At 68.6% G+C, this 20081-nt stretch carries 19 protein-coding genes; 7 read left to right on the forward strand and 12 right to left on the reverse strand.

Annotated features, from left to right (window positions below; translation table 11 throughout):
* Positions 1 to 11: 11 nt before the first annotated feature.
* Entirely contained in the window at positions 12 to 1682 is a 1671-nt protein-coding gene (locus tag FL344_RS04605) for an alpha/beta hydrolase-fold protein (RefSeq protein ID WP_141617661.1), read from the reverse strand.
* A gap of 249 nt (positions 1683 to 1931) precedes the next feature.
* Between FL344_RS04605 and FL344_RS04610 the strand changes: the two genes are divergently transcribed.
* Positions 1932 to 2933 carry an alpha/beta fold hydrolase gene (locus tag FL344_RS04610; protein WP_194862990.1) on the forward strand — a complete coding sequence of 334 codons (1002 nt, stop codon included), beginning with the start codon at positions 1932 to 1934 and terminating at the stop codon, positions 2931 to 2933.
* 62 nt (positions 2934 to 2995) lie between these two features.
* Here FL344_RS04610 and rpsD read toward each other — a convergent pair whose 3' ends face one another.
* From rpsD to FL344_RS04630, 4 genes are all read right to left on the reverse strand, one after another.
* Positions 2996 to 3628 (reverse strand): 30S ribosomal protein S4, encoded by a 633-nt coding sequence (rpsD, locus tag FL344_RS04615; protein ID WP_141588088.1) that lies wholly within the window; start codon positions 3626 to 3628, stop codon positions 2996 to 2998.
* Positions 3629 to 3767: 139 nt separating this feature from the next.
* The gene (locus FL344_RS04620; RefSeq protein WP_228564783.1) at positions 3768 to 5108 is read right to left on the reverse strand and encodes an MATE family efflux transporter; all 1341 of its coding nucleotides are present in this window, start codon (positions 5106 to 5108) and stop codon (positions 3768 to 3770) included.
* 110 nt (positions 5109 to 5218) lie between these two features.
* Entirely contained in the window at positions 5219 to 5341 is a 123-nt protein-coding gene (locus FL344_RS04625) for a short-chain dehydrogenase (protein ID WP_228564784.1), read from the reverse strand.
* Positions 5342 to 5390: 49 nt separating this feature from the next.
* Positions 5391 to 6446 (reverse strand): NAD(P)-dependent alcohol dehydrogenase, encoded by a 1056-nt coding sequence (locus FL344_RS04630; protein WP_141617664.1) that lies wholly within the window; start codon positions 6444 to 6446, stop codon positions 5391 to 5393.
* 301 nt (positions 6447 to 6747) lie between these two features.
* Between FL344_RS04630 and ppsA the strand changes: the two genes are divergently transcribed.
* Positions 6748 to 9087 carry a phosphoenolpyruvate synthase gene (ppsA, locus tag FL344_RS04635; RefSeq protein ID WP_141617665.1) on the forward strand — a complete coding sequence of 780 codons (2340 nt, stop codon included), beginning with the start codon at positions 6748 to 6750 and terminating at the stop codon, positions 9085 to 9087.
* Here the strand turns inward: ppsA and FL344_RS04640 are convergent.
* Complete coding sequence (locus FL344_RS04640; RefSeq protein WP_228564785.1) at positions 9084 to 9977, reverse strand: symporter; 894 nt, start codon at positions 9975 to 9977, stop codon at positions 9084 to 9086. The two genes, ppsA and FL344_RS04640, sit on opposite strands and share 4 nt — an antisense overlap.
* A 189-nt stretch (positions 9978 to 10166) precedes the next feature.
* Between FL344_RS04640 and FL344_RS04645 the strand changes: the two genes are divergently transcribed.
* Positions 10167 to 11459 carry a type I restriction enzyme HsdR N-terminal domain-containing protein gene (locus FL344_RS04645; RefSeq protein ID WP_141617667.1) on the forward strand — a complete coding sequence of 431 codons (1293 nt, stop codon included), beginning with the start codon at positions 10167 to 10169 and terminating at the stop codon, positions 11457 to 11459.
* Between the two features lie 16 nt (positions 11460 to 11475).
* On the opposite strand, the gene FL344_RS04650 is transcribed toward FL344_RS04645, so the two are convergent.
* Complete coding sequence (locus FL344_RS04650) at positions 11476 to 11874, reverse strand: hypothetical protein (protein WP_141617668.1); 399 nt, start codon at positions 11872 to 11874, stop codon at positions 11476 to 11478.
* Positions 11875 to 12000: 126 nt separating this feature from the next.
* On the opposite strand from FL344_RS04650, the gene FL344_RS04655 reads away from it, so the two are divergent.
* Together FL344_RS04655 and FL344_RS04660 are read left to right on the forward strand one after the other, a co-directional pair.
* Positions 12001 to 12732: a helix-turn-helix domain-containing protein gene (locus tag FL344_RS04655; RefSeq protein WP_141617669.1), complete on the forward strand. Its 732-nt coding sequence runs from the start codon at positions 12001 to 12003 to the stop codon at positions 12730 to 12732.
* Between the two features lie 100 nt (positions 12733 to 12832).
* Positions 12833 to 13210, forward strand: a complete 378-nt coding sequence (locus FL344_RS04660; RefSeq protein ID WP_141588079.1) for a VOC family protein — start codon at positions 12833 to 12835, stop codon at positions 13208 to 13210.
* A gap of 96 nt (positions 13211 to 13306) precedes the next feature.
* Here FL344_RS04660 and FL344_RS04665 read toward each other — a convergent pair whose 3' ends face one another.
* From FL344_RS04665 to FL344_RS04680, 3 genes are all read right to left on the reverse strand, one after another.
* On the reverse strand, positions 13307 to 14230 hold the full coding sequence (locus FL344_RS04665) for a bestrophin family protein (RefSeq protein ID WP_141617670.1): 924 nt from the start codon (positions 14228 to 14230) through the stop codon (positions 13307 to 13309).
* Positions 14231 to 14689: 459 nt separating this feature from the next.
* The gene (locus tag FL344_RS04675; protein ID WP_141617671.1) at positions 14690 to 14989 is read right to left on the reverse strand and encodes a DUF378 domain-containing protein; all 300 of its coding nucleotides are present in this window, start codon (positions 14987 to 14989) and stop codon (positions 14690 to 14692) included.
* A 134-nt stretch (positions 14990 to 15123) separates the two neighbouring features.
* On the reverse strand, positions 15124 to 16041 hold the full coding sequence (locus FL344_RS04680) for a LysR family transcriptional regulator (protein WP_141617672.1): 918 nt from the start codon (positions 16039 to 16041) through the stop codon (positions 15124 to 15126).
* Positions 16042 to 16138: 97 nt separating this feature from the next.
* Here FL344_RS04680 and FL344_RS04685 point away from each other — a divergent pair, with 97 nt between their 5' ends.
* Positions 16139 to 17173, forward strand: a complete 1035-nt coding sequence (locus tag FL344_RS04685) for an NAD(P)-dependent alcohol dehydrogenase (protein WP_228564786.1) — start codon at positions 16139 to 16141, stop codon at positions 17171 to 17173.
* A gap of 208 nt (positions 17174 to 17381) precedes the next feature.
* Positions 17382 to 18116, forward strand: coding sequence for a glutathione S-transferase family protein (locus tag FL344_RS04690; RefSeq protein WP_194862991.1), 735 nt, complete (start codon positions 17382 to 17384; stop codon positions 18114 to 18116).
* Between the two features lie 94 nt (positions 18117 to 18210).
* Here the strand turns inward: FL344_RS04690 and FL344_RS04695 are convergent, their stop codons facing one another.
* Both FL344_RS04695 and FL344_RS04700 read right to left on the reverse strand, forming a co-directional pair.
* Positions 18211 to 19245, reverse strand: coding sequence for a rod shape-determining protein (locus FL344_RS04695; RefSeq protein WP_011556714.1), 1035 nt, complete (start codon positions 19243 to 19245; stop codon positions 18211 to 18213).
* 169 nt (positions 19246 to 19414) lie between these two features.
* Positions 19415 to 19966, reverse strand: a complete 552-nt coding sequence (locus FL344_RS04700) for a hypothetical protein (protein ID WP_141588073.1) — start codon at positions 19964 to 19966, stop codon at positions 19415 to 19417.
* Positions 19967 to 20081: the final 115 nt, after the last annotated feature.

The raw sequence follows: 20081 nt of genomic DNA on the forward strand, positions 1-20081 counted from the left end.
CGGTGCGCCCCTCAGGGGCGCTGCTGGGCCAGCATCCAGGCGAACACCTTGGGCTCTTTGTAGACCCGGTCCCAGATGTAGTGATTGCCATCATGGAAGAGGGTGAAGAGCACCGGATTCACCGGCCCGGCGTTTGTGGTGTCGGTGTTCGTCTGTCCATCAATCCATTCCCACTGCCCGCTCCCGGGCCGGAAGAACGCCGTCGCTGTACGCGCCGGGGAGGGATAGGTATCCATGACGCCACCTGTGCCGCCCATGGCGTGTCCCAGGTGCGTGAACCAGCCGGCGGTCGCGGTGTAGAAGATGTCGTTGTCGAGCAGGCCGTGTGAGCCCCAGATGGGGAGGTTCGCCTGGACCATCTTCAGGGCATCCGCGGCGCTCGAACCGTAGCCTCCGTTGCAGACGGGGATGGCGGCGGCGAGCTTCGAGGGGAAGAGCGATGCGTAGTTGAACGTCCCCGCGCCGCCCATGCTGAGGCCCGTCAGGTAGACGCGCTTCCTGTCTGTCTTGAACGTCGCCAGGATGTGCTCGAAGAAGGGGTCCAGGTTGTATTGGGCTTCGTAGGCGCTCCAGAATCCCGACGTGCTCGTCTGCGGAGAGACCAGGATGAAGGGATAGTCCTTCCCCTCCTGATCGATGTACGCCTGAGGCCCGTGCGCACGGACCTTCTTGAGCTGGTTGACGCCTCCATCTCCCTGCTCGCCCATCCCGTGGAGGAAGAAGACGACGGGCCAGTTCGAGCCTTCGTCGTAACCGGGCGGCAGGTACACGACATAGCCGTAGCCGCCCGGCGTCGAGGGTGACTTGTAGACCTCCTGCGTGGTGCCACGGCCCGTGGGCGCAGGTGTCACCTGGACCTTCATTCTGTCGCTGGCGGTAGCGCCGTCGTCGTCGGTTACCGTCAGCTCGAACTCGTAGAGCCCCTGCACCAGCCCGGACGCCGTCGCGGAGAGCGTCGTGGCGCCCGTCAGGGTCGCGGTATTGGGACCGGACACCTGGGTCCATTGCCGCGTCACGACCGTTCCGTCGCTGTCCGTCGCGGTGCCCGTGAGGGTCGCGGCATTCGTGGGCAGCATCACCGTCTGGTCCGCTCCGGCGGAGACCGTGGGCGGAAGGTTGGCGGGCGGCTCACCCGTCACGGGGGCGCCGTAGATGACGACTTCATTCATGCCCGCATAGCGGGTCCTCGAAAGGTGGAGGTACCGCGTTCGCTGGGTGACGGGCACGACCCACCAGGCTTGCCACCGGGTCAGGGTGATGTTCGTCACGGGCGTCCAGGCACCCGGCTCGCCGGCCGCGAAGGAGACGCTGCCGCTGTCGAAGGTGTCGAAGACGCCAATCTCCGTGATGTCATACAGCGCGCCCAGGTCGATGATGAGACCCATGGGGTACGCGGAGTCGTCGAAGATGACGTCACCCCAGGTCGTGACGGGCGCGGCGCCCGTTCCCGCGCGAGGGTCTCCAATGAGCGCCTGCTCATCGAAGAGGTTCTGGTACGGACCCGCGACGGGACGAACGCCGTCGGGCTGCACCATGGACGCGGTGAGGGTCAGCTTGCTGCTCGTGAGGAGCGGCGCCGTCGCGGTGGCGTCGCCGGAAGGGTCCACGGCTTCGGGACTGCCACACCCGGCAATCATTGCGAGCGCGAAGAGTGCCTTTTTGATGCGGTCATGAATATGCATGAAAAATCCAATGGCGGCTGTGAGTGGGAACCGGTGGCCGGAGCAATGGTAGTTCCATCATGGAAATCTTGGAATAACCGTATATCCATGTTTTTGATGCGTGGGCTTGGCTTCGCACCTTGAGGGGGCTCATCCCCGCAGGGCCAGGAGGCATGGCGGCACCATCACCCGCCCCATGCGGGCAAGGGGAGAGGCAGCCCCGGCGTGCGCTGGTGCTTGGCGAAGGTGCTCGCCAGTATTCCCAAGCGCATGCGAACGAACCTCGTGGGTGCCGCGTTTCTCTTGTGGATGGGTTGTGATTCCTCTCCGTTGCCCCCTGGGCCCGATGACACGCCGCCCCTGCACCAGGTGACGCGTGTGGAGGCCGTCCGGGGTGTCGAGCTGGAGGTGCTCGACTATGGCGGCAAGGGCCCGGCGCTCATGTTCCTCGCGGGCATGGGCAGCACGGCCCACATCTTCGACGAACTGGCGCTCGAGTTCCGGGACACGCATCACGTCTACGCGCTCACCCGCCGTGGCTATGGCGCCTCGGATTGGCCCGACACCGGCTATGACACCGCCACGCTGGCCACGGACGTCCTGGGGGCGCTGGACACGCTGGGGCTGTCGAAGGCGTCGTTCGCGGGCCACTCCCTGGCGGGGGACGAGCTGACGTGGCTGGCGCTTCACCACCCCGAGCGCGTGGAGGCACTCGTCTACCTGGACGCCACTGACAGCCGGGGCGAGATTGCCGCGTTCCTGGAGGGCGAGCTGCTGCCGCCGCTGCCGTTCTCCGTGCTCGACGGCCTTCCTTCACGGCAGGCTGTGGCGGAGCGGCTGGCGCAAGATTTGGGCGGAGGGCTTCCCGCACACGAAGTCGAACAGGCGTATGAGTTCGACGCCGCGACAGGGGCCTACCTGCGCGAGCGCCGCCATCCTGGTGCCACGGAGCAGTCCGTCCGGGGCGCGGCCATCATGGACCTCGGGCGCGTGCAGGGGCCCGTGTTGTCCCTGTCGGATGGGCAGGGCTTCGCTGGTTGGGTAGAGGCCCTGGTGGCGGCCGAGTCGCTGCCGCTGGAGTTCCGGGAGAAAGCCCGCGACTTCCTGCCCGACATCCAGCAGCACGAGACAGACGTGGAGGACGCGCTGCGGCGTCATCCCGGCTGGAGGCACCTGCAACTGGAAGGCGCGGGGCACTACATCTGGCTGACGAACCGGGCGGAGGTGGTGACGCGGATGCGCGACTTCTTCGCCGCCACCGCCGCGCCGTAGCAGGCCCCGCCAGCGTTGTCTGTCCGAGCCATGTGCCCGGACAGACAGCCGCGGAGAACGGCTCAGCTCCGCTGCGCGTAGTACTCCACGATGAAGGGCTCGTTCACGTCCACGGGGATTTCCTCCCGCTCCGGCAGGCGCACGTAGCGCAGCCCTTCGCCCTCACCCAGCACCTGGACGTAGGCGGGCACGGACCGCGACTTCATCCGGCTGAAGGACTCCTGCACCACGGCGAGCTTCTGGTGCGCCGCGTGGAAGCGGACTTCGCTGCCAGGCTTGACGCGGAAGCTCGGGATGTCCGCTCGCTTGCCGTCCACATGAAGGTAGCCGTGGCGCACGAACTGCCGTGCCTGGCGGATGCTGGTCGCCAGACCGGCGCGAAGCACCAGTGCGTCCAACCGGCTCTCCAGCAGTTGCAGCAGCACCGTGCCGGTATTGCCCGGCGCCCGGCTCGCTTCCTGGAAGACCGCGCGGCACTGCTTCTCCATCAGGCCGTAGTACAGCTTCAGCTTCTGCTTCTCTCGCAGGCGGCGCGCGAAGTCGCTCACGCTGGTGCGCGCGGTGGCACCGTGCTGGCCAGGGGGATAGGGCCGGCGCAGCACCGGGTCCTTGTCCGGGTCCTTCGCGGTGATGCGCGAAAGCGGAATCCCCAGCCGACGACACATCTTTCCCCGCGGTCCCAAGTCGCGTGCCACGTGTTCCTCCGACCATCTCCCGGTGCCCGAAGTGGAGATGAAGTTGATAATCAGTATCAATTTCAATATCTCCAGGTCGGGCCGGCGGTCAAGTCCGGAATTCAAAGTGGGAACGCGGGCGCGGGCTGGACAGCGCTGCTCAGGTGCCGCGCGGCGCCGCCTCGCGTCGGAAGATGGCGCCTGCGAGCACCGCCACGACGGTGACGCCGGCATAGGCCACCAATCCCGCGGCCACCATGGCGAACAACGCGGAGAGCCCCGCATCGAGCCGCGCGGCGACGAACCACCCGACGCCCGCGCTGATGACCAGTCGCGAGGTGCCCGCCAGGAAGGGCCACAGCACGTGGCCCGCGCCCTGTGCGGCGAACGCGAGCACGAAGCCCAGGCCCAGCAGTCCGTAGAACGGCGCCACGATGCGCAGGTAGTCCAGGCCCGGCGCCACGACGGCTGGCTCGCGGCTGAAGGCATGGAGCCAGACTTCGGGCGCCAGCGCCGCGGCCAGTCCAATGGCTCCCGCGGCCACGAAGCCCAGCCCGCCGCCCAACCAGGCGATGCGCCGGGCGCGCTCGTGCTGTCCCGCACCCACGTTGGTGCCCACCAGCGTCAGCACGGCCGTGCCCAGGCCAAAGAGAATCGGGATGATGAGGTAGTCCAGGCGCGACGCCATGCCATAGCCGGCCAGCGCCTCCACGCCGAACAGGCCCACGGCGGCGGTGATGACCATCACCATCAGGTTGGGCTGCAGCGAGCTCAACGCCGTCATCAGACCCACGCGCAGGATGTCGCGAAGCAGCCGCGGCTCCAGCGCCCCCTTCGTGAGGCGGACCGCGGCCCGTCCGGACGCCATGTAGCGCAGCAGCCAGAGCGCCGCGCCCACGTAGAACAACGTCATCGCGAGCCCAGCGCCCGCCAGCCCCATCGCGGGCACCGGGCCGAAGCCGAAGATGACCCCTGGCGTCACGACGAGGAAGACAGCGGCGCCCACCAGGGTCACCAGCGCCGGGACGCGCACTTCGCCCGCGCCGCGCAGCGCCGCCGCGAGCAGGTTCACCAGCCAGAAGGGAATCGAGCCCGCGAACACGTAGTTCGAATACTGGAGCGCGGCGTCCAACGCGCCCGCCCGTCCACCCAGCGCCGTGTACAGCGCTGGGCCGGTCATCCAGGCGAGGACGCTGAAGACAAGGCCAATGGCCAACGCCAGCACCACGGCATGCCAGACCAGGGCATTCGCATCGTCCCGCCGGTTCGCGCCCAGGGCTCGCGCCACCGCGGAGGCCACGCCGCTGCCAATGCCTCCGTTGGACATCATCGTCATCAACATCACGACGGGAAAGACGAGGGAGACGCCCGCCAGCGCCTCCGTGCCCAGGAAGCTCGCGTACCAGTTCTCCGCCACGCCCACCAACGACTGGGCAATCAGGACCAGCGTGGTGGGCACGGCGAGCTGGAGCAGGGGCTTCAGCAGAGGGCCCCGCAGCATCGCGTCTTGAAGTGATGCGCGTCCGGGGAGCGCGGAAGGTGTGGACCCGGGCGCTGCATCCTGCACCGGGGTTGCGTCGCTGCTGGCTGCGTCACCCATGGGACGTCACCTCACATGCGCAGCGCACCAAGATCGCCACCGGAGGACAAGCCTTGTTTGACCATGCGGCTCACGGCATTGGCGAGCACTTCCTCCTTGCCGGCTTCCAGCGCAGCCAACGTGAGACTCACCACGTCTGTAGGATTCACCTTCGCGCGGCTGCCCCACGGGGTGGGGCGGGGCTCACGGTTGGATGGCCACCTTGAAGACGCCGTCACGGCGCTCGCCGAAGAGGGCGTAGGCCTCCTGGATGTCCGCGAGCTTGAAGCGATGGGTGATGAGCGGCGACAGGTCGACGCGCTTGTGGTGCACCAGGTCCATGAGGCGGCGCATGCGCTCCTTGCCTCCTGGGCACAGGGTGGTGACGATGCGGTAGTCCCCCAGGCCGGCGGAGAACGCGTCGTAGGGCAACTGGAGCTTGCCTGAGTACACCCCCAGGCTGGACAGCGTGCCCGCGGGCCGCAGGCAGCGCAGCGCGCTCTCGAAAGTCTGCTGAGTGCCCAGCGCCTCGATGGCCACGTCGGCGCCGCCGCCCGTGAGCCGTTTCACCTCGGCGACGACGTCCTGCTGACGGTGGTCGAGCACCACGTCCACGCCCATCCTCCGCGCCATCTTCATCCGCGCTTCATCGCCGTCCACGCCGATTACGAGCGAGGCGCCCATCAACCGCGCGCCAATGGAGGCGCACAGGCCGATGGGGCCCTGCGCGAAGACGACCACCGCATCGCCGATGCGCACGCCGCCTGCCTCCGCGCCGCTGAAGCCCGTGGAGGCGATGTCCGACAGGAGGACGACCTGCTCGTCGGTGAGCCCATCTGGAATGGGCGCGAGGTTGGCCTGCGCGGAGGGAATGCGGATGTACTCGGCCTGGGCGCCATCCTGGGTGTTGCCCATGCGCCAGCCTCCCAGGGCCTCATAGCCCGCGCCGTGGCCGCACTGCGAGAGGTGACCGGACAGGCAGGCCCTGCATTGTCCACACGGGGTGATTGCGCCCACGAGAACACGCTGCCCTGGGCGGTAGTCCGTCACGCCGGGACCAAGCTCCTCGATGACGCCCACGGGCTCGTGACCGATGACGAGCCCCGGGCGCACCGGGTACTCGCCACGGACGATGTGCAGGTCCGTGCCGCAGACAGTGGTCATCGTCATCCGGATGACCGCCTCGCCGGCTCCCGCGCGTGGACGCTCCACCTCTTCGATGCCGAAGCGGTTCACAGCCTGAAAGACATTGGCTCGCATGCTCCCTCCCGGTGGTTCGTGGGTGTCCACTCGGGAAGTCTCGGCACGGTGTCGGAGGGCGTCATCCGCGCGGGCGTGGAGATGCGGCGGTGGAGTTCATGCCGAGCGCATGCTCGGGCGCATGTGGCCGTAACGGCGGCTCGGGCCTGCGCGCTCCGGGCCCGGATGGATGTCATCCCCTGGCACCGGCCGCATCGTCCTCGGTGAGTCGCGCCCGCTTCACGCGGGGATGAGGACCTCGTGCGCGAGCGCCGGTGCGCAGCGTCCGCGCAGTCAGGCGTTTGCTTCAGGGGGCGGTGCCATGAACGTCTCACCGGACACGGAGAAGCCACGGGAAGCCGAGCATCCGGAGGTGGCCGCAGCGCCTCGTCTGCTCTGGTTCAGCGAGCTGTCCCGCGAGGACGTCGCGCTGGCGGGGGGCAAGGGCGCGAACCTGGGCGAGATGACGCGCGCGGGGCTGCCGGTTCCGCCGGGCTTCGTCATCACCGCCGCCGCCTTCCAGGATGCCATGGCGCCGGTACGTGCCCAGTTGAGCCGCCTCTGGGCACAGGTGGACCCGGATGACCCTTCGTCGCTGACCCAGGTCACGCAGCAGCTCCGGGAGCACGTGCGGAGCGCGCCCGTCCCGGAGCGGCTGCGCGCCGCCATCGTGGAGGCGTATCAGCAGTTGGGCGCGGACCGGGCCGTGGCGGTGCGTTCCTCGGCGACCTCGGAGGACTCGGCGGCCACGTCCTTCGCGGGCATGCACGAGTCCTTCACCCACGTGTTGGGCGAGGACGCTTTGATGGACGCGCTCCGGGCATGTTGGGCTTCGGCCTACGGCGAGCGTGTGGTGGCCTACCGCAAAGCGGAAGGGCTCACCGAGGAACCCGCCATCGCCGTGGTGGTTCAGGCCATGGTGGATGCGGCTCGCGCGGGCGTCATGTTCACCGCGGACCCGTCTTCGGGAGACACCGGCCGCATCGTCATCGAGGCGGCCTGGGGGCTGGGAGAAGTCGTGGTGGGCGGGCAGGTGGAGCCGGATACGTACAGTGTCTCCAAGAAGGAGCCTCGCGTGTGCGAGGTCCGGGTGGGCGACAAGAGTGTCCGCCTGGTGCGCGATGCCGAAGGACACACGCAGCGCGAGACGCTGAGTCCGGAACAGGCCCACGAGCGCGTGCTGAGCGACGTGGCGGTGCTGGAGCTGGCGCGGTTGGGATTGCGGGTGGAGCAGCACTACGGTGCGCCGCAGGACATCGAGTGGGCGGAGGAGCGCGGACGTTTGTTCCTGGTGCAGACGCGCCCGATTACCACGCTGGGAAAGTCCGCCGTGCCACCGTCGGAGGAAGGCCACGCGGGCAAGGCGCTGGTGCAGGGATTGGGGGCATCGCCCGGTGTGGCGGCCGGCCGCGTGCGGGTGCTGGCGTCACCGGCGGAGGGACGGCAGCTCCAGCCGGGCGAGGTGCTGGTGGCTGAGATGACGTCGCCGGACTGGGTCCCCACCATGCGGCGGGCCTCCGCCATTGTCACGGACCGGGGCGGCATGACGTGCCACGCCGCCATCGTCAGCCGGGAGCTGCGCAAGCCCTGCGTGGTGGGCACACGCACCGCCACACGCACGCTGCGAGACGGCGAGGCGGTGACGGTGGATGGCTCGACGGGAGAAGTCCGGGAGGGACAGGAGGCGCCACGTCCACGGGCGGTGGAGGCCACGGCCACCGCATCCACGGTGGGAACGACCCCGGTGCTGGCCACGCGCCTCTACGTCAACCTGGCCCTGCCCGCGCAGGCTCGCGAGGCCGCGGCGCTTCCGGTGGATGGCGTGGGCCTGCTGCGCGCCGAGTTCATGCTCACGGAGGCCCTGGGCGGTGTGCATCCACGCGAGCTGATTGCGGAGGGCCGGAGGGGTGAGTTCGTGGAGCGCATGGCGGGGGCCCTGCTCCAGACGACGCGAGCCTTTCATCCACGCCCCGTGGTGTACCGGACGACGGACTTCCGGACGAACGAGTTCCGCGGACTGGAAGGCGGCGCTGAGTTCGAGCCCGAGGAGTCCAACCCGATGATTGGCTTCCGGGGCGCCTACCGGTACTTGCGTGAGCCCGACGTGTTCAACCTGGAGCTGGAAGTGCTCGCGCGGGTCCGCGAGCAGACGCCCAATCTCCAGGTGATGCTGCCCTTCGTGCGCACGCTCTGGGAGCTGGAGGCGTGTCTGGAGCTCATCGCCCGCAGCCCGCTGGGGCGGCAGCGGGGGTTGAAGACGTGGGTGATGGCGGAGGTGCCTTCCATCGTCTACCGCCTCCACGATTATGCGAAGTGTGGGATTGATGGCGTGTCCATCGGCTCGAATGATTTGACGCAGCTCATGCTGGGCGTGGACCGGGACTCCGAGTCGTGCGCCGAGCTGTTCGACGAAGCGGACGCCGCGGTGCTGGCCGCCATTGGCGATATCATTCGCGGGTGCGAGGAAGCGGGCCTGACGTCCTCGCTGTGTGGACAGGCGCCGTCGAACCGGCCGGACTTCGCGGAGCACCTGGTGCGCGCGGGGATTACGTCCATCTCCGTGGACCCGGCGGCGGTGCTCGCGACGCAGCGGGTGATTGCGGCCGCGGAGCAGCGGCTGCTGCTGGCCGCCTCGAAGCGGGCGACGCTCCAGGGCTGTTAGGTCCGGCCAGGGTGGGGCACTCCGTGCCGGAGGTGGTGCTTGTTCCAGAGCAGGTAGGGGAGCAGCGCCAGCGTGCGCAGCACCAGATAGACCGCCAGGAAGGGCGTCAGCCGCAAGTCCTGGTAGCTGGCCGTCGCGACGGCCAGCGCGATGGAGGGATTGCCGAAGACCGCCGCGAGCGCGAGCGCGGTCCTGTCTTCAGGCCGGGGCCCTCCCGCCACGTGGCCCAGTATCGCGGAGCTCAGGGTCATCACCAGCATGCCCAGCACCATCCATCCGTCCACGTCGCGCAGCCTCGGGCCGCTGATGAACAGCAGGAGCAGGATGGCGACGACGAACACGGCCTTGAAGAGCGACAGCATGGGATGCAGCAGTCGCCTGGCCAGCATTGGCCGCCAGGCGCGCAGTGCCCAGCCCGCCGCGAGCGGCACGAGGAAGGGCAGCATGACCCGCTCAAGGAGCTGGACGGTGGTGGGGGCCTTGAACACGGCGGGGAAGAAATCGCTGAGCCACCGGAGTGAGAGCGGCAGGCACACGATGGCTGCCAGGGACAGGGTGAGGGACAGCGCCACCGTGAGGCTCAAGTCGCCGCGCTGCCGGTAGGCCGCGACCGCGACGCTGGGCACGCCAGGGCTGACAGCCATCAACAGCAGGATGCCGGCGGCGATGGGGGGCAGGGGTAGGAGGTTCACTACGAGCAGGGCGAGCAGCGGGACTCCCAACAGGATGAGGGGAAGACCTCGCGCATAGGCAGGCAGCCGCATGGCGTGCTTCACGGCGCTCACGTCGACGGCGAGCCCGAGGACGAACCCCATGAGCACGACGAGGTGCCGGACCGCGAACTCGACTCCGTCCCGCACGCTCAGCGCGGCGGTCACCTCGACGTCCATGGATGGAGGATGCGCACGGAGCGCCTCGTCGGGCACGTTGGGGCGGCCAGCCGTGCGCGCGTTCCTCGAAGCGGCCGCGGAGTCAAGAGGCCGGGCCTCACCCCTGGGAGGGATGGCCGCCAAGGCTCCCGCGCCTTGAAATCACCTTCGCGCCCGGACGCCTCGCATGTCCGGGCAGGGGGACGTGCCATGGACGCGAACCATCTGCTGGAGTTGGTCAAACGCTATCAGGACAACAAGGCGTTCATCTCCAACGAGGAGACCGCGAAGATCGCGCTGGTCGTCCCGTTCATCCGGAGCCTCGGCTACGACCCGAGCGTTCCTCGGGAGGTCCGCCTGGAATACACAGCGGACTTCGTCCAGGGGGACGGCAAGAAGCTGCCGGACCGCATGGACTTCGCCATCTTCGACCAGACGGGCACCAAGCCGCTCATCGTCATCGAAACCAAGCCCTTGGGCACCGACCTCAAGTCCCGCGCGCAGCAACTGGCGCGCTACCTGGCGCAGTTGCCGGAGCTCCACTTCGGCATCATCACCGACGGGTGCCACTACCTCTTCTTCGGGGACTTGGAGAACCCCAACGTCATGGACCCGGAGCCCTTCTTCACGTTCTCCCTGGAGGACACGAAGTCGGACTGGGTGAAGGTGGCCAAGTTCCTGTCCAAGTTCAGCCGTGAATCCTTCAACGCGACGACGCTGATTACGGACGCGGAGAACAGTCGCTACCGGCAGGGGATGATCGACAAGCTCGCGTCCGCCCTGAAAGCGCCCGGTGAGCACGAAGCCTTCCTCAAGTGGCTCACGGAGGACATCTACAAGGGAAAGCGGACCACCGCGGTGATGGAGCGGCTCGCGGACGTCGCGAAGGAAGCCATCGAGCCGACGCTGCTGCGGGTCATGGGCGATGACTTCCTGAACAAGCTCAAGGAGCGCATCCAGCGGCTCAACGAGGGCGCGGAGCCCGCGGTGGCGCAGGAGGGCGCCAATGGGGTGAAGCCGGATTCGGCCAGGCCCTTCGAGGCGGATGGCCGTGCCGCGCCCGATGAGAAGGGCCGCGCCGCAGCGGAGACCACCGAGACGGAGTTGGAGTTCTTCGGCGTGGTGCGGGACATCTGCGTCAAGAACGGCGCCGCCGCCGAGGACATCCTCTACCGGGACACGGCGTCCTACTTCAACGTGTCCTTCAAGCGGCCCACGAAGTGGTTCGCCCGGTTCTTCAGCAATGGCAAGCGCAAGAGCATCGTCACCTGGGTGCCGGTGGACGAAGCCCGCGCCATTGCCGCGGGCTTCGAGGTGGAGGCGGCGCCCGCGGGTTTGGGCACCAGCCGCGTCTTCATCGAATCGGTGCCCCAGGTCTGGGCGCTGAAGGCGCTGGTGACCCGGAGCCTGGAGTTGTCCAAGACGGTGCGTGACGAGTCACCGTCTTCAGACGCCGCCACACACGAGGACGGGAAGCCCGCCCTCAAGGTCATCACGGGCTGACGCTCCGCCGCGGTGCTCACGCCGCCGTGCGAAGCGACGTGAGACCCACGGCCTTGAGCGCCAGCACGCCCGCCACGGCGAAGGCTTGCCCGGCGAGCAGCGCGGTCCCCAAGGGCGTGAGCTCCTGGGCGTGCATGACGACGAGCAGCACGCTGCCCACCACCCATGCGGCGTCCACCAGGACATGCACCAGGGCCGCTCCCAGGACGGGCTGCTTGAGCCCGACCCAGAGGTTGAAGGCCGCCCACGGCAGCAGGAAGAGGCCCACGCCGAACAGGAAGGTGGACGGCAGGGCCCAGCCCGCGAGCTGGGTGAGGGTGGGGGCAAGGAGCAACAAGGCCATGCCCATGAGGAGTGAGGCGGCGGCGTCGAAGCGGTAGACGAAGCGGGGATTGCGAAGCAGGTGCGTCATCATCTGGGCTCTCCGGGTGGTTGGGAACGGGAGCACAGTGTTCCTGGCAGGGAATGTTCTCAATTACCTCGAAGGTCATCGTCCCGCGTCACGGCCTGGGGCAGTCTGGGCTCGGAAAGGGACACGGCGATGATTGGACCCCTGCTCAAGGAATGGAGAACGCTGCGCGGCAAGAGCCAGCTGGCCCTGTCGCTGGAGGCGCAGGTATCGGCGCGTCACCTGTCATTCCTGGAGTCGGGCCGCTCCGGGGCCAGTCAGGAACTGGTGCTGCGGCTGGCGGAGGCTCTGGGGCTGGGGCTGAGGGACCGCAACGCCCTGCTGGTGGCGGCGGGGTTCGCGCCTCAGTTCGGTGAGCGCGGCTGGCACAGCGCGGAGCTGGCGGAGGTCCGGCGGGCCGCGGGACTCATCCTCGCGTCGCATGAGCCGTATCCCGCCATCGTGGTGGATTCGTCCTCGACAGTGCTCGAGGCGAATGCGGGCGCGCTCGCGATGATGGGGCAGCCGCGTGAGGCGCTTGGACAGGTCAACCTGATGGACCTCGTCTTCGTGCCCGGACCCGTGCGCTCGGCCATTGGCAATTGGGAGGAGATTGCCGGGTATCTGCTCCACCGGCTGCGAGAGGGTGCTCGCATGCGGGGCCCCCGCTCACCCGTGGCATCGGTCCTGGCCCGTGTCCTGGCGCAGCCAGGTGTCGAGGCGTTGACCGCGCTGCGGCCCGCCAACGCGGGCTCGGTGCTGGTGCCCTTGACCTTCACCCGAGATGGCTCGACGACGCACTGGTACACCACGCTCACCAGCTTCGGTGCCCCCCAGGATGCCCTGGTGGAGGAAATCACCATCGAGCAGTTCCATCCGATGTGATGGATTATTCCCCGCGGGCCGCGTCGTTGCGTCGAGCGCGGTCCATGTCCACCTGAAGGAGAGCGCCGGGGACGGCGGCCATCCAGCCAGGGAGGCAATCATGTTCGGAGACACGAAGGCGTTCAGCGGCTTCTCGGTGCGCGATGTGGCGGCGGCCCGGAAGTTCTACAGCGAGACGCTGGGCCTGAAGACGTCCGAGTCGGACGGCATGTTGACGCTGCACATCGCGGGCGGCAGGGACATCCTCGTCTATCCCAAGGACAACCACACCCCTGCGTCGTTCACGATTCTCAACTTCCCCGTGGATGACATCGACAAGGCGGTGGACGCGCTGTCCCAACGCGGCGTGCGTTTCGAGCGGTACGACGGCTTCGACGCGGATGCGAAGGGCATCGTCCGTGGTGACGCGGGGCCGCCCATTGCCTGGTTCAAGGACCCTTCAGGCAACGTGCTGTCCGTCTTGCAGGGCCCGGCCTGAGCAGTGTGCTGTCCTGGGGACTCTGGGGCGAGCAATCGAGGAAGGACTGCGAAAGCCACCCTCCGGAACCGAAGTAGGAAGCGTGACGCGGGCCCGTCATGGGAGGACGAAGTCGCGTGGCTTCAGCGGCTCGGGCTGCGGCTCGCCCAGCGCCTCCATCAGGTTCATCTCCACGCTGCGCGCCATCGCCAGCAAGGAGAGGTCGTTGGGCTCCGTGCCGAAGGGCTCCTCCAACTCGTCGCTCAGCCGGTCGAGCCCGAAGAAGGTGTAGGCAATCATCGCCGCGAGCCAGGGCGTGAACCAGCCCAGCGCCTCCGCGAGACCAAAGGGCAGCAGCAGGCAGAACAGGTAGGCGGTGCGGTGCAGCAGCACCGTGTACGTGAAGGGCAGGGGCGTGAAGCGGATGCGCTCACACGCGGAGAGCACGTTCATCAAGCCATGGACGCGCGTCCGCAGCTCGCTCCAGGTGATGTCGGTGAGATGCTTCTCCCGGAGGAGCGAGGCCAGCTCCCGGTCGTGCTCCCGAAGCAGGGCGTTGGGGCGGTTCTGGCTGGCCAGTACGCGCGAGGACTCCGACTCCGGCAGCAGGCGGCTGATGTCCTCCCGGGCGTCGTGCCCGCGCAGGTGCGCGACCATCGCGTGGGCGAAGGCGATGTTCCGCCTCGTCAACCTGCGCGCCGCCTGCTTCGCTCCGCTGCTGTCATCCCCAATGAGCGCGATGGCCTCATGGGAGAATGAACGCAGCTCAATGATGAGCGCGCCCCAGTGCTTCCGGGCCTCCCACCACCGGTCGTAGCAGGCGTTGTTCCGGAACCCGAGGAAGATGGAGAGCGCGATGCCCAGCAGGGACAACGGCGCCGGCGAGGAGATCTGCAGGTCCAGATAGCCTTGCCGGTACGCCCAGACGACGAGCGCTGAGAGCGCCGCGATGCCCAGGACGTGGGGCAGGACGCGTGGGAGGATGGTCCCGCGCACGACGAAGAGGAGCCGAAGCGAGCTGAGGCGAGGACGAACAATCACGGGCAGGGACCTTCCTGCGCCAAATGCCTCCGGGTCGCAAGCGCTCCTCTTGGGGGCCTGTTCAGGTGATTAGGGGGAGCGGGGCCCGCTGGTAAGCGAGTGCCTCTGTCCGTCGTGACCTCCGCCCGATGGTGTGGTCCGCGAACGACCAGACGCCGTCGCAGGCTCCTCGCCGTACGGTGAACTGCAACGGCGCTTCTTTTGGAAGTGCCAGGGGGCGCAGCGTCTGCCCGGACGCATGGTCGATGCCAGCCAGATGCGCGCAGTGCCAGTCTCTGCCTGGATGAAGGCGGCCTGAAGGAACCCGGCATCGGGGATTCCAGACCTGGCGACGACTTCCTCGTGCGGCGGCCTCGGCCCGGGATGGACGGACCGAGGCGGAACCGCCGCGTTGTGGGTCGCCGAACGTATCACCCGAGGTGGACTCAGGGGTCCGTGAGAACCACGGGCCCGCCTGAGTCAGGGACGCACTTCGGTTCTGCGGTGAACCCCCATGTCCGTTCTCGGCGTGGTGGTGGCTCCCAGGCTCTTCTTCCAGGGGAAGGTGAGCGCCAGCGCGACGCCCGACAGACCCACGATGGAGTAGATGAGGCGGCTGAGCGCGCTCATCGCCGTTCGTGTCTCGCCGCCGAACAGCGCGTTCACGAGGTTCCAATTGAAGAAGCCAACCAGGCCCCAGTTGATGGCGCCGATGATGGCCAGGACGGCCATCACCTTGGCGAGCCCTCCTCTGGTTCGATCCGCGTCCGCTCGTTCCATGGCTCGTATCCTTGGCTAGGTGTGTTCCACCCGTGCAGGTGGGTGATGCCTCCCGCATAAGGTGTTGCCCGGACGCGTCCTGGCTACTCCTCCGGCACCGATTGTCCGGCTTGGTGCTCCGGACGCCATGCGGCTCAGCGGGAGCGGGGCTCCACCAGTCGCTCGGGAATGCGCGCGACGAGGCGGTCGATGGCCGCGCGCACCTTCGAGGTCAGGTGTTTGCTCTGGGGCCACACCGCGTAGATTTCGTTGCCATAGGGGCGCTGCGTTTCCAGTACTTCGACGAGTCTGCCGCTGCTCAGGTGCTCGGCGATGAGCCAGCGAGGAAGCCACGCCAGCCCGGCCCCCTGCACCGCGGCGTCCATGATGGTCTCCACGTCGTCGAAGCGCAGGCGCGCCTGGATGGTGATGCGCTGCTCGCCGCCTTGTCCGTCCGGGAATCGCCAGGGCTTGTTGATGCCGTTGCGGCCGTAGACGACCGCGTCGTGCTCGCCCAGGTCTTCAAGTGTCTTCGGGCGGCCGTGGCGCTTCAGGTAGCCGGGCGCGGCGCAGACGGACATCGTCTGGACGCCCAGCCGGCGCGCCGTCAGTCCCGCGTGGTCCGCCAGTGGCCCGACGCGGAGGGCCAGGTCGTAGCCTTCCTCGACGAGGTCGACCATCCGGTCGCTGAAGGCGATTTCCAGCTCCAGTCCCGGATGCTGGAGGACCAGCTCGCGCAGCAGCGGCGCGGCGCAGTGCCGGCCGAACATCACGGGCGCGCTGACGCGCAGGCGCCCCGTGGGCGCGCGCCGTCCGGAGTCCAGCGCCGTCTCCGCCGCCTCGAGCTCCGCCAATGCGCGCACGCAGCGCTCGTAGAAGGCCTGGCCGTCCTCGGTGAGGCTCTGCCGGCGCGTGGTGCGCTGGAACAGCCGGGTCTCCAGACGCTCCTCCAGCCGCGCGATGCTCTTTCCCACGGCCGAGCGTGAGAGCCCCATGCGCTCAGCGGCGAGCGCGAAGCTCCCTGCCTCCACGGCCTGGACGAAGGCGAAGACGCCCCCAAGACGGTCCCTCATGATGCTGCTCCCATTGGTGCCTGCACGTCTCCAGTGACTCGACAAAGTGTCGCCACTGGCGACGCTGCTTCGTCCGTATAGCTCCCGCATCACTTTCATGCAGGACGCGGAGCAGACGATGGGCGCAACGATGAAGCGTTGGCAGGCGAAGCAGGCGGGACGGGCGCACCTGGAACTGGCGGAGGTGGCGATTCCCTCTCCGGGGGCCGGTGAGGTGTTGATTCGCGTGTCGGCGGTCTCCCTCAACTACCGCGAGAAGCTGATGCTCGATGGGGGGGGCTCCCTGACGGCGCACCAGCCCTTCACGCCGGCTTCGGACATGGCGGGCGTGGTGGTCGCGGTGGGCGCGGGCGTGCAGCGCTTCAAGGAAGGGGCGCGCGTCATCGCCAACTTCCAGACGGACTGGGTGGACGGGCCCGTGCCGCGTGGGACGGTGCGCAGCCTGGGCGGAAACGCGCCGGGCGTGCTGGCCGAGTACGTCGTCATGCCGGAGCAGTGGCTGGTGGCGTCTCCCGAAACACTCGATGACGTGCAGGCGAGCACGTTGCCGTGCGCCGGCCTCACCGCGTGGACGTCCCTGGTGGAGCTGGGAGGGCTGCGTCCGGGGCACACGGTGGTGACGCAGGGCACGGGCGGCGTGTCCCTGTTCGCGGTGCAGCTTGCCGCCGCCATGGGCGCGGAGGTCATCGTGCTCTCGGGGGACGAGGACAAGCTGGCCCGCGTGAAGGCCCTGGGCGCCGCGCACGGCATCCATCGTCGCCACACCCCGGAGTGGCATACGGCGGTGCTCGAGCTGACGCGAGGCGCGGGGGCCGACCACATCTTGGAGTTGGTGGGTGGGGACAACCTGGGCCGGTCGGTGAAGGCGCTCGCGTCGGGTGGGCGCGTCTCGCTCATCGGCGTGTTCGAGGGCTTCGAGAGCCGCTTCCCGGTGCAGCCCTTGTTCCTGAGCTCCGGCGTCATCCAGGGCATCTTCGTCGGACACCGGCGCGGGCTGGAGAACCTGGTGCGCGCGGTGGACCGGCTGGCATTGAAGCCCGTGGTCGACACTGTCTATTCGCTCGATGCGCTGCCCACGGCGCTCGAACACCTGGACCGCGGGCCGTTTGGCAAACTGGTCATCACGGCCTGACCTGGGCCCGTGGCGAATCGTGCGCCGCGACGCGCTCGGGGGACCCGGTGGTGGTGCTCCAGGACGAAAGACAGACGCGTGCGAGGGTGAAGGACCGCGACATGCGTTGGCGGAAGACATAACGATGGGCTCGGGCGGCGCTGCGAGGGTTTGAAGCGTCAGCGGGCCTGGAGTGGCGCAGGCGCCCGGGCGTACTGTCCCGGGCGGCATGCGCACACTCTATGGACTCAGTTACTCGCCCTGGACGGAGAAGACCCGTTGGGCGTTGGACCACCACCGTGTGGCCTATCGCTACCGCGAACACCTGCCGCTCATCGGCGAGCCGCTGCTGCGCTGGCGTACGCCGCGTGGTGTGCGGCCCGCCGTGCCATTGCTCATCGAGGAGGGCGAGGCCTTTCCCGGCTCGTTCGTCATCGCGCGGCGCGCGGAGGAGCTGGGGCAGGGGGAGCCACTCTTTCCCGCCGCGAACCTCGCGGTGATTCAGCGCTGGGAGGACGACAGCGAGCAGGTGCTCTCCGTGGCGCGCGCCAAGGTGGTAGCGGCCTTGCTGGAGAGTCGTCAGGCCCAGGTGGAGAGCCTGCCCGCCTTCCTGCCCGCGGGGCTCCGGTCGGTCCTGGCACCGTCCGCGAGGCTGGGCGCGCGCTTCGTGGCCCGCAAGCACCAGGCCCCCGTGAACATCGCCGCCGCCGTCCATGAGAAGGTCATCCCCACGCTGGAGCGCCTGCGTGAAGCCCTGGGCGGCCGGGACTACCTGCTGTCGCGCTTCAGCTACGCCGACATCACGGCCGCGCTGATGCTCCAGTTCGTGAGGGCGGTGGACGACGGCTACCTTCCCCTGGGGCCGGGGACGCGAGCGGTGTGGAGCGACGCGGCGCTCGCCTCCCGCTTCCCGGACCTGCTCGAGTGGCGGGACGGCCTCTACGCGAAGCACCGCCGTCCCTGAACCACTCGCGCGCGGGCCTGCCAGACAGCGCCCTGAAAAGCGAAACGGCGCCAGCCTCGTGAGAGGTGGCGCCGTGGAGCCGAGGCCCGGAGGCTCAGCCCGGCTGGCAGACCTGCCGGAGGATGTCGAGCGACTCCAGCGCCTTGCCCGCGCCAATCACGACGGCGGAGAGCGGGTCCTCGGCGAGGAACACGGGCAGGCCCGTCTCCTCGCGCAGCAGCGTGTCCAGGTTCTTCAGCAGCGCGCCGCCACCGGCCAGGACGATGCCGCGGTCGGCGATGTCGCCGGCGAGCTCGGGCGGGGTGCGCTCCAGCGTGAGCTTCACCGCCTCGACGATGCCGTTGACGGGCTCCGCCAGCGCGTCACGCACTTCGTCGCTGGACACCGTCAGCGTGCGCGGCACGCCGGCCACCAGGTCGCGACCCTTGATCTCCATGGTCATGACCTCGTCCGTCGGGTACGCGGTGCCGATGCCCATCTTGATGAGCTCCGCCGTGCGCTCACCGATGAGCAGGTTGTACTTGCGCTTGACGTACTGGATGATGGCCTCGTCCAGCTTGTCGCCGCCGATGCGCACGCTCTTGGCGAACACGATGCCGGCGAGGCTGATGACCGCGACGTCGGACGTGCCACCGCCGATGTCCACTATCATGTTGCCGCTGGGCTCCGTCACCGGAAGGCCCGCGCCAATGGCCGCCGCCATGGGCTGCTCGATGAGGTAGACCTCGCGGGCGCCCGCGTTGGCCGCCGCCTCGCGCACCGCGCGGCGCTCCACCTCGGTGATGCCGGAGGGGATGCCGATGATGATGCGCGGATTGACGAGCGTCTTGCGGTTGTGCGCGCTCTGGATGAAGTAGCGCAGCATCGCGGCCGTGATTTCGAAGTCCGCGATGACGCCGTCCTTCATCGGACGGATGGCCACGATGTTACCCGGGGTGCGCCCGAGCATTTCCTTGGCTTCCTTGCCCACCGCGAGGACCTTCTTGCCCCCGCGCGCGTCCTGCTGGACGGCCACCACCGAGGGCTCGTTGGAGACGATGCCCTGGCCGCGGATGTAGATGAGCGTGTTTGCCGTGCCGAGGTCGATGGCGAGGTCACGCGAGAAGAGGGTGTGAAGCCAGTCAAACATACGGGGGCGGGAACTTTCGGGGGGTCGGCGGAATTTCCCCGTCATAGCGGGGGCAGACGCGGGCCAAGGTACTACGCGACGCAGCACGGAGGAAGAAAAGCCGGTAGCGGCGTTCACATCCGCCTGGGGGGCAGTCGGCCAGCGGACGCAGGCGCGGCGCTTCCGGCTCTCAGGGAGTGGGCGTGGGCTCGGCCTGCGCCGACTCGAAGCGCGCCGCCACCAGCCCCGCCTCCAGCGGCTTCTCCTCGGGGAGCGCCGTGGGCGGCAGCGTCCCCTGGGCCTCGGCGTCGCGGTACTCCGGCGTCTGGCGCAGGGCCTCGCTGGTGACGTGGAGCAGCGTGTCACGCACGGGCTCGAACAGCAGGGCGGTAAGGTACCAGGCCGGGGCGTAATCCAACCGGATGAGGCCGTGTACGCTCCACCTGTGCGGCGCGTAGTCCCACGGGCAGCGGCCGAGCAGGCGCTTGAGCAACCAGCCCGTGCCGTACTCCGCGCCGAAGATGAGCCCTGTGTAGACCAGGGCCCGCAGCGGCCGGGGCAGGGGCTTGAGCCGGGCGGAGACCTCTTCCAGCGCCAGCGCCGTGCCTCCGTAGATGGGGTGCATCCACAGGTAGGTGCGCGCCGTGGCGTTCCGGTCCTTCTTCAGCGCGGCCCCCGTGCCGGTGAACATCACCTCGAGCACCCAGCCCACGCACCCATAGACGAGGAATCTTGAAAGCACTTCGGAAAGCTAAGGCTGCCCCGCAGAAGGGGCACTCCCGCCCCCTGGGGTCGGTGCTGGCCGCCTGCCTCGGCTGTGCCATGGCGGACGGTGTGCCTGTCCCCAGGGGGATTCC

Source organism: Myxococcus sp. AB036A, assembly GCF_006547355.1.
GTDB classification, from domain to species: domain Bacteria; phylum Myxococcota; class Myxococcia; order Myxococcales; family Myxococcaceae; genus Myxococcus; species Myxococcus virescens.

Coding starts and splice junctions, on each gene's coding strand:
- FL344_RS04650 (WP_141617668.1), bottom strand. CDS start 11,874: ATGATGACGCACCTGCTTCGCAATCCCCGCTTCGTCTACCGCTTCGAC.
- FL344_RS04655 (WP_141617669.1), top strand. CDS start 12,001: ATGATTGGACCCCTGCTCAAGGAATGGAGAACGCTGCGCGGCAAGAGC.
- FL344_RS04695 (WP_011556714.1), bottom strand. CDS start 19,245: ATGTTTGACTGGCTTCACACCCTCTTCTCGCGTGACCTCGCCATCGAC.
- ppsA (WP_141617665.1), top strand. CDS start 6,748: ATGAACGTCTCACCGGACACGGAGAAGCCACGGGAAGCCGAGCATCCG.
- FL344_RS04610 (WP_194862990.1), top strand. CDS start 1,932: ATGCGAACGAACCTCGTGGGTGCCGCGTTTCTCTTGTGGATGGGTTGT.
- FL344_RS04640 (WP_228564785.1), bottom strand. CDS start 9,977: ATGGACGTCGAGGTGACCGCCGCGCTGAGCGTGCGGGACGGAGTCGAG.
- FL344_RS04660 (WP_141588079.1), top strand. CDS start 12,833: ATGTTCGGAGACACGAAGGCGTTCAGCGGCTTCTCGGTGCGCGATGTG.
- FL344_RS04645 (WP_141617667.1), top strand. CDS start 10,167: ATGGACGCGAACCATCTGCTGGAGTTGGTCAAACGCTATCAGGACAAC.
- FL344_RS04605 (WP_141617661.1), bottom strand. CDS start 1,682: ATGCATATTCATGACCGCATCAAAAAGGCACTCTTCGCGCTCGCAATG.
- FL344_RS04675 (WP_141617671.1), bottom strand. CDS start 14,989: ATGGAACGAGCGGACGCGGATCGAACCAGAGGAGGGCTCGCCAAGGTG.
- FL344_RS04620 (WP_228564783.1), bottom strand. CDS start 5,108: ATGCTGCGGGGCCCTCTGCTGAAGCCCCTGCTCCAGCTCGCCGTGCCC.
- FL344_RS04630 (WP_141617664.1), bottom strand. CDS start 6,446: ATGCGAGCCAATGTCTTTCAGGCTGTGAACCGCTTCGGCATCGAAGAG.
- FL344_RS04685 (WP_228564786.1), top strand. CDS start 16,139: ATGCAGGACGCGGAGCAGACGATGGGCGCAACGATGAAGCGTTGGCAG.
- FL344_RS04680 (WP_141617672.1), bottom strand. CDS start 16,041: ATGAGGGACCGTCTTGGGGGCGTCTTCGCCTTCGTCCAGGCCGTGGAG.
- FL344_RS04690 (WP_194862991.1), top strand. CDS start 17,382: ATGCGCACACTCTATGGACTCAGTTACTCGCCCTGGACGGAGAAGACC.